12 protein-coding genes are annotated in these 13,181 nt (G+C 31.7%); 8 read left to right on the top strand and 4 right to left on the bottom strand.

Features of this window, described 5'->3' with window-relative positions; genetic code table 11:
- Positions 1–120: 120 nt before the first annotated feature.
- Positions 121–501 carry a peptidoglycan-binding domain-containing protein gene (locus C3E89_RS00980; protein WP_236910634.1) on the bottom strand — a complete coding sequence of 127 codons (381 nt, stop codon included), beginning with the start codon at positions 499–501 and terminating at the stop codon, positions 121–123.
- A gap of 359 nt (positions 502–860) precedes the next feature.
- Here C3E89_RS00980 and C3E89_RS00975 point away from each other — a divergent pair, with 359 nt between their 5' ends.
- The 3 genes from C3E89_RS00975 to C3E89_RS00965 are packed head-to-tail and all read left to right on the top strand — an operon-like array spanning position 861 to position 3,577.
- Positions 861–1,436: a DUF4342 domain-containing protein gene (locus C3E89_RS00975; protein WP_236910633.1), complete on the top strand. Its 576-nt coding sequence runs from the start codon at positions 861–863 to the stop codon at positions 1,434–1,436.
- Positions 1,414–2,097 (top strand): response regulator transcription factor, encoded by a 684-nt coding sequence (locus C3E89_RS00970; RefSeq protein ID WP_236910632.1) that lies wholly within the window; start codon positions 1,414–1,416, stop codon positions 2,095–2,097. The genes C3E89_RS00975 and C3E89_RS00970 overlap by 23 nt, the downstream gene beginning before the upstream one ends.
- Positions 2,090–3,577, top strand: a complete 1,488-nt coding sequence (locus C3E89_RS00965) for a sensor histidine kinase (protein ID WP_236910631.1) — start codon at positions 2,090–2,092, stop codon at positions 3,575–3,577. Before C3E89_RS00970 ends, C3E89_RS00965 begins: the two co-directional genes overlap by 8 nt.
- A gap of 100 nt (positions 3,578–3,677) precedes the next feature.
- Here the strand turns inward: C3E89_RS00965 and C3E89_RS00960 are convergent, their stop codons facing one another.
- Both C3E89_RS00960 and C3E89_RS00955 read right to left on the bottom strand, forming a co-directional pair.
- Positions 3,678–5,111, bottom strand: a complete 1,434-nt coding sequence (locus tag C3E89_RS00960) for a Na+/H+ antiporter NhaC family protein (protein ID WP_236910630.1) — start codon at positions 5,109–5,111, stop codon at positions 3,678–3,680.
- 182 nt (positions 5,112–5,293) lie between these two features.
- Positions 5,294–6,190, bottom strand: a complete 897-nt coding sequence (locus C3E89_RS00955) for a peptidylprolyl isomerase (RefSeq protein ID WP_236910629.1) — start codon at positions 6,188–6,190, stop codon at positions 5,294–5,296.
- 201 nt (positions 6,191–6,391) lie between these two features.
- On the opposite strand from C3E89_RS00955, the gene mtnA reads away from it, so the two are divergent.
- From mtnA to C3E89_RS00935, 4 genes are all read left to right on the top strand, one after another.
- Positions 6,392–7,429, top strand: a complete 1,038-nt coding sequence (gene mtnA / locus C3E89_RS00950) for an S-methyl-5-thioribose-1-phosphate isomerase (RefSeq protein ID WP_272876546.1) — start codon at positions 6,392–6,394, stop codon at positions 7,427–7,429.
- A 56-nt stretch (positions 7,430–7,485) separates the two neighbouring features.
- A complete protein-coding gene (locus tag C3E89_RS00945; protein ID WP_236910628.1) occupies positions 7,486–8,133 on the top strand; it encodes an L-fuculose-phosphate aldolase in 648 nt (215 codons plus the stop codon).
- 116 nt (positions 8,134–8,249) lie between these two features.
- Positions 8,250–10,337 (top strand): S-layer homology domain-containing protein, encoded by a 2,088-nt coding sequence (locus C3E89_RS00940; protein ID WP_236910627.1) that lies wholly within the window; start codon positions 8,250–8,252, stop codon positions 10,335–10,337.
- 245 nt (positions 10,338–10,582) lie between these two features.
- On the top strand, positions 10,583–11,881 hold the full coding sequence (locus tag C3E89_RS00935; protein WP_236910626.1) for a YjiH family protein: 1,299 nt from the start codon (positions 10,583–10,585) through the stop codon (positions 11,879–11,881).
- Positions 11,882–11,914: 33 nt separating this feature from the next.
- On the opposite strand, the gene C3E89_RS00930 is transcribed toward C3E89_RS00935, so the two are convergent.
- Positions 11,915–12,202 (bottom strand): hypothetical protein, encoded by a 288-nt coding sequence (locus C3E89_RS00930; RefSeq protein WP_236910625.1) that lies wholly within the window; start codon positions 12,200–12,202, stop codon positions 11,915–11,917.
- 171 nt (positions 12,203–12,373) lie between these two features.
- Here C3E89_RS00930 and C3E89_RS00925 point away from each other — a divergent pair, with 171 nt between their 5' ends.
- Entirely contained in the window at positions 12,374–13,057 is a 684-nt protein-coding gene (locus C3E89_RS00925) for an aspartate/glutamate racemase family protein (protein WP_236910624.1), read from the top strand.
- Positions 13,058–13,181: the final 124 nt, after the last annotated feature.

Here is a 13,181-nt window from a genome sequence, read left to right as displayed (position 1 = left end):
ATATAAATCCTAAAGCAGAACTAAAAAGGGAAGATGCAGCAAATATAATATATAATTATCTATTTAGTGGAAATTAATATTATATACCAAATAATAAGTTAGGGCTGTACCCCTGACTTATTATTGGTAGAATACATGTCCACCAATTCTTGATACATAGGTTTTGTTTTTTACTATCCATGTCCCAGCTGCTTTACCTGGATTAAAGAAATATGTGGAATTGCCATGCAAAGCTCTTTGAGTTTCTGGCCCTGCGATACCGTCAATTCTTATATGATGGTCTATTTGAAAGTTGATAACAGCTCTTTCCGTTATAACTCCATATATTCCATCTATGTTATAGTTATAGTAGCCTTTCTGATTTAGAGTTTGTTGAAGTTTACGAACATCATCCCCACGATGTCTAAACTGCAATGTTATGGAATAGCCACTAGCCGATACCGGTACAGTAACTGTTACTAATATCAGCATGATCAACAAAATATGTGCAATTTTCTTCATTTTTATGCACCCCTTCCTAAATTTTATCTCCGAAGTTAGCATTCCTTCAGGGGGTTACCCCTTGTGTTGCTTTCCTCGTACCTAAAAATTTAGGGCTTAGCCATTGCATGATTTACAATAAACAATATTATATAGGAACTAATATATTATGTAAACAGCTTTTAGACAATTATCAGAAACTACATTATTTTCATTACCTACATCATAAGATTCATTGATAAAATAGTATTAATATGATATGATTGTAAAAAAATCGGAATACTTTTTAGAATTTTAATCAAATTTTAATCTTTCTTAAATGGTTTTCAAAGCTTCTGTTGTTATAATTAAGTTACATTAAATAACAGGAGGTTATGTTTATGATTACTTTAGAGCAGGTTGAGAAATTACGTCAGAGAGCTAATATATCTTATGATGAGGCAAAAGCAGCCCTAGAGGAAACCAATGGAGATATGCTTGAAGCAATAATCAATCTAGAAAAACGGAACCGTATAGACCCACCTAAAGGTGGAGGTTATTATAGTTCAAGAAATTCTAAACAAAACAAAAACAACGGACAGCATGAAGGAACCACCAAAGATGAAAGAAAAGTTAATGATGGCACATCCTTTGGAGAGTTAGTAGGTAGGTTTTTTAGATGGTGTGGCGAAATAATAAATAGAGGGAATAAGAATCATTTTGAAGTTATTAAAGATGGAGATAAAATAATGGCAATACCGGTAACTGTACTGGCAGTTCTCCTAATATTTACTTTCTGGATTACTATTCCTATTATAATATTAGGATTATTCTTTGGATACAGATATATGTTCAGTGGTCCAGATTTAGGAAAAGAGAATGTTAACCGTGCCATGGACTCAGTTGCTGATGTAGCTGAGAATCTAAAAAAGGAAGTAAAAGGTGAGAAATCTAATGGGGAGAATTCTGATAATTGAGGATGAGGAAAAAATAGCACGTTTTATTGAATTGGAGCTTAAGTATGAGGGATATGAAGTAGAAAAGGCTTTTAATGGAAGGGATGGGCTGGAATTCGCTAGAACCCAGCCCTTTGACCTAATTTTACTAGATATCATGCTTCCAGGTATAAATGGAATTGAGGTCCTCAGAAGGATCAGACAATTTTCTGATCTACCTATTATTCTTCTTACAGCTAGAGATGCAGTAGTAGACAAAGTTACAGGCCTTGATGGAGGGGCTGATGATTATATTACCAAACCCTTTGCAATAGAGGAATTGCTAGCTAGAATCAGAGTAGCGCTAAGGAAAAAGGATATAAATAATGAATTTGAGAAAACCTCTGAACTGGTTATAGGCAGCTTACACCTTGATCCTATGAAAAGAGAAGTCCGGGTGAAAGATACTTTAATCCATTTAACAAAACGTGAATTTGATTTATTACATTATCTATTGAAAAACAAAAATATTGTATTAAGTCGTGAAACTATTCTTGAGGAAATCTGGGATTACGATTTTTCAGGTGGAACCAATGCAGTAGATGTATATATCAGATATCTTCGTGCAAAGATTGAAGAACCTTTTGGATTAAAAATAATTTACACTGTCCGGGGAGTGGGGTATCTAATAAAAGATGAATAATAAAAACAAATCCTCAACCAATATAACTGCAAAAATACGTTCATCCCTTGTTATAAAACTTAATGTAGGAATGATAGGAAGACTACTTTCTGGATTTTTGGCAATCAATATTCTTATTATTTTAATGGCGTCTTTTGTCATTCTATGGAAAGCTGAAGAAGGAGCTCAAGAGATAATAGGCAGTATAGAAAAATATAGCAATAATTCAGAAGTTATAAACTATAGAAGTAAAAGCTATCAAGTATTAGTAGGGAAGGAGCTATCAAAAGGTATTAAACTTCCTAAGGAAATTCAAAAAAGATTACCTGTAAAAATTCTTGATGCAAAACGGAGTATTAATATACCTAAATATGGTAGAGAGTTGAGACTGCTTAAAAAGATTGAATCAGTAAGATATGTTATTGGATTTACTATTGATGATTTACCTTATCAAACTATATATTCTTTAGGTTCAGATTTAAGGCTATTCATATATTTGTTCCTCATCATTTTAATATTTGAGCTATTAATACTAATTGGAGAAATAGGTAAAGGTTCAAGGATGATAAAGAAAACCCTAAAACCTTTGACTGATTTGTCTGAAACGGCAAAAAGCATTAATAAAGAAGTATCATCTATGGCTGATGGGACCTATATTAAGGATTTAGCAGGAGCCATTAGTAATATTGATGCTAATAGACTTGATAGTCGTATATCTATTGATAGTTCTCAAAATGAACTTAAAGATTTAGCTTCTGCTATAAATGATATGCTAAATCGTATTAATGCTTCATATCAATCTCAAGTTCGATTTGTATCTGATGCTTCCCATGAACTAAGAACCCCTATATCCGTTATACAAGGATATGTGAACCTTTTAGATAGGTGGGGGAAAAAAGATGAGAAGACTATGGAAGAAGCAATCGATGCAATTAAAACAGAGGCAGAAAACATGAAGGATTTAGTAGAAAAGCTTCTTTTTCTTGCTAGAGGAGATAATGAAACTATTCAACTTCACAAAGAAGTATTAGATGCTTGTGAAGTAGTGGATGAGATAATTCGAGAAGCTGAACTAATTGACCAAAGCCATAATTTTGAAATTGATTTAATTAGACCAGCTTATATTAATGCAGATAGACAGCTTCTAAAACAAGCCTTAAGGATATTAGTAGATAATAGTATGAAGTATACACCTAGAGGAGATAGAATAATTTTAAGGATTATTGATGAAAATGGACATATCCATATTATAGTGCAAGACAGTGGAATTGGAATAGAGGCTGAAGATTTGCCTCATATATTTGACCGTTTTTATCGTTCAGATGAATCTAGAGCAAGAGAAACGGGAGGTTCCGGTTTAGGCCTGTCAATTGCTAAATGGATAATAGAAAGGCATGGAGCTTATTTTGAAATATTAAGTAGGGTAGATATAGGTACTCGTATAACTATTGTTTTTCCTACAGCTGGGAGGATTAATTCTGAAGCTATGCTTCATGAATGATATGATGTAATTAGAGGAGAACAAGCTGATTATCACTTGTTCTCTTATTTCTATTAACTATTAAGAGGATCGTCTTTTTCACCTCATTTTCCAAATTAGATTAATCAGATGCTTGTTTTGATTTATCCATATTATCATATCTTCCAATCCCTAAAATTATAGTTACAAACATTACTGCCAACATAGCATAGGCGTAAAGTACATATGGAGTAATTTGAGTAGCTGTAAGAGGAGCAGCACTATCTTTAGCAAAACCTATTGTATAGATGACCGCTGGTGTCCATGGTAGAGAGTATACAAATGTATTGGATTGAGCATCTAATAAATTGGCAACCCTATATGGGCTAATGCCATATTTTTGGCCTAGTGGTTTCGCAAAAGAGGCACCTACTGCTAATATAGCTGGAGCATTGAGCCCCATTAATCCAGAAAGAACTATAATCATAATACTAATTACAAATTCTGCTCCTCTTGGACTATTCGCTATTTTTTCAAGGGCATTTAGTAATTTTACATCCCCATGTCCTGCTCTCATAATAGCAATAGAACCGAACAATAGGAGGGCTAGAATTATTACCTGAATCATGCTATTTAGTCCTGTGTATATAACTCCATCTACTGTTCTATCTAAGCCTGTTCCTGAAACACGAATTAAAGCCTCTTTAGTTATATTTGCTGCTGGATCAATTTGGATAAAATCTATTAATCCAGCTAAAATAGCTGTAGCTCCAGATATTACAGAACCTATAGTTGTAGCTATGATAATATCACCAGACTTTATTGCAATCCAGATTGTTAAGGCTACAGGAATTAACATTAAAAGGGTTTTTGGATCGTATTGAATTGCCTCTACAGTTGAAATGCTTCCATCATATCCTATACCTATAATTATTATTCCAATTATTGTTATAGCTCCTGCTGTTAATGCATATTTTAATCTTGATCTTACAACACCAGGCACATCCACCCCTTGAGAAGTAGCTGAGCAGATAGTAGTATCTGATATAGGAGCAAGGTTATCTCCAAAAGCTCCGCCAGAGATTATTGCCCCTGCCAATAATGCAGGATGAGCTCCTAGGGAAATACCAGCGGGATATAAAACTCCCATACCTGCAGCAATTGTTCCAAAGCCTGTACCAGAAGCTGTAGCAAAGATAGCTGATGCAATGAATGATATTACTATGAAAAATGTTCCTTTTATTCCAATGGAAGCAGCAACTCCTGCTATACCATTGGCTAAACCTGAAGTACGAAGGATTCTAGAAAAAACTCCAGCAAATAACCAACACACTATGGGAATAATAGCTTCCTCACTAGCCATGCCTTTAATAATAGTATTTGCGAAATGTTTTTTGTCCTTAGCGAAGAAGAAAGCTATTACTAATGCAATAAAAGCTGGTATCCATAGGGCTCCATCCGAAATTGATCCAAAATGAAAAGTGGTAATAATTATTAATATTAGAAATACAATAAAAGGTAAAAATGATACCCATTCACCGCCGTAAAACTCTAATCTGTTTAAATCTTTTTCCATACAATCCCTCCAAAAGTCGATTATAGTTGAAACAATGTCTATGCCAAAGGAAATCTAATAAGGAATAGGAAAATAATTGGTTTTGAAAAATAAAAGGGCATAGAATATATTTACATAGTATGAAATATATTTTATAATTATAACATAAAAACTGAACAAGGGCTAATCCCTTGTTCAGACTATTATAAGAAGGTTTGTATTTCGTATTTTTCAAGTTTATCTTGTATCCAAGTATTATATGCTTCTTGGAATTTTTCTTGGAATAATATGTCTTTTACTTTATCTTTATTGTCTTCATAATTAGCTTCTTTTGCTTCCTTTTTATCTTCTACTTTAATAATATGGTATCCAAAATTTGTTTTAACAGGATCACTAATTTCTCCAATTCCTAATGAAAAGGCTACTTCTTCAAATTCTGCTACCATCTTTCCTCTTCCAAAAAAGCCTAAATCTCCACCTTGTTCACTATTACTAGAATCAGTAGAGTACTCCTTTGCAAGATCTTCAAAACTTTCTCCATTAGATAGTTTTTCTTTAACTTCCAATGCAGTCTCTTCAGTTTCAACTAATATATGGCGAGCCTTGACTTCTTCTCCTTGCTTAAAGGAATCCTTATTTTCATCAAAATAATTTTTCATTTCTTCATCAGTAATAGGAATTTCTGGTTCTAATAGTTTAGTAAGGTATAAGTTCATCTCTATTTCCTTTTTCATATCATCCTCAGAATATCCATAATATTGAAGAGCTGATTCGAAAGCTTCTTTTCCCCCTAAGGTTTCCACCATTTTATCAGTTTCCTCTTTAATATCTTCTTCAGTAATTTTAATATTTTGTTTTTCTGATTCTAAAAGTATAATTTTATTAACGATTAATACATCTAGAGCTCCTTGTCCATTAGCCTTGACTAATAAATCATATAGTTCATCCTTAGTAATTTTTTCATCGCCAACAAGGGCTACTACATTTTCCTCTTTACTGCTTCCATTAAAACCTAATTTTACAGTTACTAATGCTCCTACTATTATTACTAGGGCAATAAGTAATGCGATAATTCTTTTTTTGCCTGTTTGCTCTATCAATAATCTTCCACCTTTCTAATATTAATCTTATTTGATTATACCATATAGTTTTAGTTTATACATGATTTAATAATATTTTTTACAATTTCCCATAAAATTGTTGTAAGAGGTAAATAATTAACAGATTGTTTACAGAAATATTGTAAAATGATAACATTCAATTAAGACGAAAAACTTCTTCATTGGAAAGGAGAGAAATATATGAAAGAAATTAGAACAATTGAATTTAAAAAAGATACCCTATATCTAATAGATCAAAGGAAACTACCTATTTCTTATGAAATATTTGAATGTAAAACCTATGAGGATGTAGATTTTGCTATTAAGGATATGGTTGTGCGTGGCGCACCAGCCATAGGAGCAACGGCAGCCTATGGAGTAGTATTGGCTGCAAAAGAGTTTTTAAAAGAGAATAAGGAAAAATTTTTGGCTAATATGGAAGAAGCTTTAGACTTATTGAATAGATCAAGACCTACAGCTGTAAACTTAATGTGGGCTATAAGTAGAATGAGAAATATTATAGAAAGAAGTAAGGCTTTGCCAGTAGGCAATATATATGAAAAATTAAAAAGAGAAGCAGATATAATATTAAATGAAGATATAGAAACCAATAAGAAAATGGCGAAACACGGTAATCAAATTGTTGGTCAAAATGCAACTATACTGACTCATTGTAACACAGGAGCTTTAGCTACTGCTGGATTTGGAACTGCATTAGGAGTTATTAGGGAAGCTTTTTACAGTGGAAAGAATATATTTGTCTATGCAGATGAAACCAGGCCAAGACTTCAAGGTGGAAGGCTTACTGCTTGGGAATTGGTAGAAGAGGGTATTCCATCTACACTTATTGTAGATAGTGTAGCAGCTACATTGATAAGAGATGGAAAGATAGATCTTATATTAGTAGGGGCAGATAGAGTTGCTTTAAATGGAGACACAGCTAATAAGATAGGTACCTTTATGTTATCCGTATTGGCTAAAGAATATAATATACCTTTCTATGTAGTTGCTCCAACTACTACAATAGATTTTAATATTAATACGGGAAAAGAAATAGATATAGAAGAAAGAGATAGCAAAGAAGTCACTTATATTGAAAACATTAGGATAGCTCCAGAAGGAATAGATGTATACAATCCAGCTTTTGATGTAACGCCTAATGAACATATAACAGGAATTATTACGGAAAAAGGGATATTGAAGCCTCCCTTTAAAGAAAATATATTAAAAATTAAATAAAAGAAATATTTTATGATAGAAAATTTGGAAGTATAGTTTTAGGAGTGGTGAGCCTTATGCTTATGAAAAAGGAACGAGAGTTAATCGTTGAATATGGAAAGAGACTTTCTACTACAGGCCTAACTAAAGGTACTGGAGGGAACTTAAGTATTTATAATAGAGAAGAAAAGTTAATGGCCATTAGCCCTTCTGGTATTGATTATTTTCAAATTAAACCAGAAGATATAGTAATTTTAAATATTAAAGGTGAAAAGATAGAAGGAGATAAAACCCCTTCTAGTGAGGCAGAAATGCATAGAATATTTTATGAAAGAAGGACCGATATAGATGCAATGATTCATACTCATACTATGTATGCAACTACTCTAGCTTGTTTAAACTGGTCTTTACCACCAGTCCACTATATGGTTGCTTTAGCAGGACTAGATATAAGATGTACAAAATACGCAACTTATGGTACTAAGGAGCTAGCAGAAAATGCTTTTGAAGCTATGAAAGGTAGAAAAGCAGTATTATTGGCAAACCATGGTCTTTTAGTTGGGGCCAAGGATTTGCCAAATGCTTTTAATATAACTGAAGAAATTGAATATTGTGCAGAATTATATTATAGAGCCAAATGTATTGGAGAACCAGTAATCCTTCCAGAAGAAGAGATGATATTGATGCTAGAGAAATTTGAAACCTATGGACAAAGGGAGCCATAGAATATTCTACTAATCGTAACTTGTTTGTAACTTCTATTTTTCAAATTCACAGTATAATATATATAAGTTTAGGATTGCAATTACATAGGGTTTCAAATTAAAAGGAGGGGATTTGGTTGAAAAGGAAAATATCCTTTTTATTGACTTTTATAATGGTTTTGACTTTTATTCCATTTAATTCTTTTGCACAACAGGATTACGACAAGCAATTGAAAGAAGCTATTATGAAAAGTAAAGAATTATTTAATATTGGAAGTGAATACGATAAATTTGAACACAGTGTAAGTTCTAGAGATGGATCTACAGTATTTTATTTAAATTGGTCGGATAGCAAAGAAAAGCTTGGCAGTGTAGATATTTCTATGGCTGTAGATGGAACCGTATTAAGTTATGGGAAATGGAAGCCAATTTATGTGGAACATAGACCTAAACCACCAAAGATAAGTAAAGAAGAAGGATTAAAGATTGCCAAGGATTTCATTAAAAAAGCAGCTCCTAAATTCATAGATAATATAAAACAAATAGAGGTATCAGAGCCTTTAAACGTCAATTTAGATGGGTATAATTATTATTTCGTAAGGACTGAAAATGATATCCCTTATTATAACAACAATATTGATATATATGTTGATAACACTACTGGGGAAGTAAGAAATTACTATGCAAATTGGGATATGGATTTAAAATTTGTAGATTCAAAGGACATAATCTCTTTAGAAAAAGCTCAAGGATTGTATAAAGAAAAGATAGGACTAGATTTAATATATAAAACAAGCTATAGGGATAGAAGCCCAAAAATATTTTTAGCGTATAGTCCATTAAGTACTAACTTAGGAATTAATGCTAAAGATGGGGAAGTGACTCCCTTAAATGATTATTTCCCAATCTATGAAAAAAATGCTGATATGGGAGCTGGTGGAGCTGTTCCAACAGAAGAGTTATCCCCAGATGAGAAGGAAGCAGTGGAAAACGTTGCAGGTCTTATTTCTCAAAAAGAAGCTGAAAAGATTGGTAGAGAGATTTTAGAATTGGATTCAGAATATAAATTGAATTATGTAAGCCTATATAAAAATTGGAGATCTGATGATAGTTATAATTGGCAATTAGAATTCATAAAAGGTTCAGATTCTAAGGCCTATTATGCCAATATAAGTATAGATGCAAAAACTAAAGAACTGGTATCCTTTTATAAATTTGGACAGGAAGAATCAGATAAAAAGATACAATATAATGAAGAACAGTCTCTAGAAATTGCAAAGGAATACATCAAGAAAACTGCTCCAGATAAATTTAAGTTAGTTGAATTAAGAAAGAGTCATGAAGGGTTTAGACCTTTAGAAGAACAAAGGAGCTATTCTTTTGAGTTCATCAGAAAAATTGATAATGCTTATGTAGACCAAGATGGTATATCCATTACAGTGGATGCAGTTAGTGGTAAGATAATAGAATATAGAATTACTTGGAGTAATAGAGAATTTCCATCACAGGATAAAGTAATGTCTGCAGATAAAGCTTATGACATTTTATTTAACGATATAGGCATGGAGTTAAAATATATTAATCCTGATAGATATGAAGGAATTGTTAAGAATAAGAAAGAAGCTTTTTTGGTCTATGGTTTAAAAACTGAAAAACCATCCATAATCGATGCCAAAACTGGAACCTTATTGAATTATATGGGGGAACCATATAAGATACCTAAAGTAGTTAGTTATAAGGATATAGATAATAGTTATGCTAAGGATAAGATCAATATATTAGCTCAATATGGTATTGCATTACCAGGAGATGAGTTTAAACCAAAGGAAAAGATAAAGCAAGGGGATTTCCTATACCTATTAGCAAAAGCAAATAGCCCTTATTTTGAAATAGATGAGTCAAGGGAAAATCTATATTCATATTTAATTAATATTGGGATTATAAAAGAAGATGAAAAAGCTCCAGAAAGAACCGTCACAAAGGAAGAAGGAATAAAATATATAATAAGGGCATTGAAATATGATAAAATTGCGGATCTAACTGAAATTTATAAGGATTTATTTAAGGATACAGAAGATATAAAACCAGAATTAAAAGGGTATATATCTATTGCATATGGTCTAAAAATAGTTGAGGGATATAATGGGAATTTAAATCCTAAAGCAGAATTAAATAGAGAAGATGGGGCAAATTTAATCTATAATTACTTGTTTAGTGGGATGTAGAAAGATTTAAGGGGGTAATATTTATATTACTCCCTTTATTGATTTTTGGTTATATTTAGATAGTTTTATAAACTTATCTGAGATTACAGTGGAAAGTAGACTAGTTATTGTTATTTCCTTGACTGACTATATGTTATAATATTAGCATACATTACTATATTAATAATCGGTATATAAAAAATTAATAAATTTTGATATAATTAATTATATCAAAATTGAGAATTCTTTAAAAAAGGAGGAAGTATATGGCAAAAGAATATGATGGAATCAAAATTTTTAAATTTATTCTCTTTGCTGCAGTTGGAGTCTTTATGTTTTTTATACCTATTACTATAAATGGGAAAAGTACTATTCCTCTAGATCATATTGTAAACTATATTAGGACTATACCTTATTATGGTGCAATATATTCTGGATTAATAGTAACTATTGGAGGACTACTTCCATTTATTAACAAGACCTGGAATAAGGATAAAACAACAACTATTTTTTCCTTTATAAAATTGGTAGGCATTGTATTTGTCTTTATGGCCATCTTTAATAAAGGCCCCGGGTTCTTAATGAGAGAAGATGTAATTCCATTTATTCATCAGAAAATAGTTATATCTGTTACTACGATAGTGCCAATAGGTTCCATATTCCTTGCATTCCTCGTTAATTATGGTTTGATGGAATTTATAGGAGTTTTAATGCAGCCTATAATGAAACCCATTTGGAAAACTCCAGGAAGATCTGCAATAGATGCTGTTGCATCTTTCGTAGGTAGCTATTCATTGGCTTTACTCATTACAGATAGAGTCTATCAGGAAGGCAAATATACTGGAAAAGAAGCTGCTATAATAGCTACAGGCTTTTCAACAGTCTCAGCCACCTTTATGATTATAGTAGCGGATACTTTAGATATTATGAACTACTGGCTATTATATTTTTGGTTGACTTTAATTATTACTTTCATAGTTACAGCAATTACAGCTAGGATTTACCCTCTAAGTAAAAAGCCAGAAAAATATTATAAAAATCAGGAAGGAACCTCAGAAAAATTAGTGGAAGGTAATAGATTTAAGATGGCTTATGAGGAAGGTATGGATGCCTTTGACAATGCACCTACAGTGGTAGAAAGTGTTTTAGATAATTTTAAATCTGGTATAAGATTAGCCTTGTCAATAGGACCTTTATTAATGTCTATTGGAGTAATAGGAATAGTGCTAGCAGAATATACACCGTTATTCGATATAGTAGGGTATATATTCTATCCATTTACATTGTTAGCGAGAATTCCAGAGCCTTTACTAGCAGCTAAGGCAAATGCTCTAAGCATTGCAGAAATGTTCTTACCAGCATTATTGGTAACTGAAACGCCTATAATAACAAAGTTTCTTATTGCAATAGTAAGCGTATCTGAAATTCTTTTCTTTTCAGCTTCAATTCCTTGTATGATGGCTACGGAAATACCTCTTACAATGAAGGATTATATTATAATATGGATAGAGAGAGTAGTATTATCTATATTAATAGCCGCGCCAATATTGCATTTAATATTTTGATATAATAATGGACAAGGTACAGCACCTTGTCCATTAACTAGCCTCATCTTTTAATATACCATCTAGAAACCATTTAATATAAAAATCCCTTTTTATTCGAAGTCTTTTTTCTTCGTCTTTTATATTATTGTCCCTAAAGTAGATCTGTATATTAAACATGGATGTTGCATAAATGTGGAAAGTAAAATCTAAATCAACAAAATCTTTCAATCTACCAGACTTCTTAAGCCCTATAAGCTCGTCCATTACATGACTATTTAATTCCTTACTATATTTACCAAAATAGAATTTCATCATTACTTCGACTGGTGCTCTATACATAGAAGATCCTATATTGATTAGGATCTTTTTTCATATTTGAAGGAAAATTAAACCTGAGTTAAATATATAATAGAAATCTTCCAATGGATAAGAATAGATGGTATAATCGATGAATAAGAAAGCAAAATAATTGAAACTTTATAGAATAAATTTGGAAATGGGGTAATGTATATGATATTAGGAATTGTAGGAGGCATGGGGCCTTTGGCTACCTGTGAATTGTTTAGAAAGATTATCGAATTGACTGATGCAGATAAAGACCAGGACCATTTGCATATCATTATAGATAATAATACAAAGATTCCCGATAGAACAGATTATATTTTAGACAAAGGGGAAGACCCTAGAATAGAGATGACAAGATCTATTATTAAATTAGAAACCATGGGGATTGACTATATAGCTATACCCTGTAACACTGCCCATTACTTTTATGATGATATTAAAAGATATACAAAGGTAAAAATTATAAACATGATATACGAAACAGCATACTTTCTTAAAAAAAATAATTCAAAAGATAAGGATTATTTGCTTTTATCAACAGAAGGAACTTATAAAGCGGAAATTTATGATAAAACCTTTAATGACCTAGGCTTAAATATACTGACACCTGATGATGAAGATAAGAAAACAATTATGAAATGGATATATGGAGTAAAATCTTCCGAGTTTAATATAAGCTTACAGGAATTCGAATCCCTTGTAAATAAATATATGAAAGATAAAGATATACCTATTATAATAGGGTGTACTGAACTATCTGTTTTAGTTGAAAGAATAGGGCTAACGAAAAAATATTTTGATCCAATGACTATATTGGCAAAACGATGTGTGGAATTGGGGTTAAAGTAAAATCATTTACCTTAGTGTAAAATATTTGTTGGACAAAAAAGCAAAAAATATAGAGAATTAACCTCTATTTGATATAATGTAATCGACAAACCACAAAATAAAGGAGGAATTCTCTATGAATAAC

This window comes from Clostridium sp. Cult1 (assembly GCF_021655095.1).
Classification (GTDB): Bacteria; Bacillota; Clostridia; order Tissierellales; family Tepidimicrobiaceae; genus Schnuerera.
The sequence above is the reverse complement of the archived record's forward strand: the minus strand, read 5'-3'. Positions and strand labels throughout refer to the sequence as shown.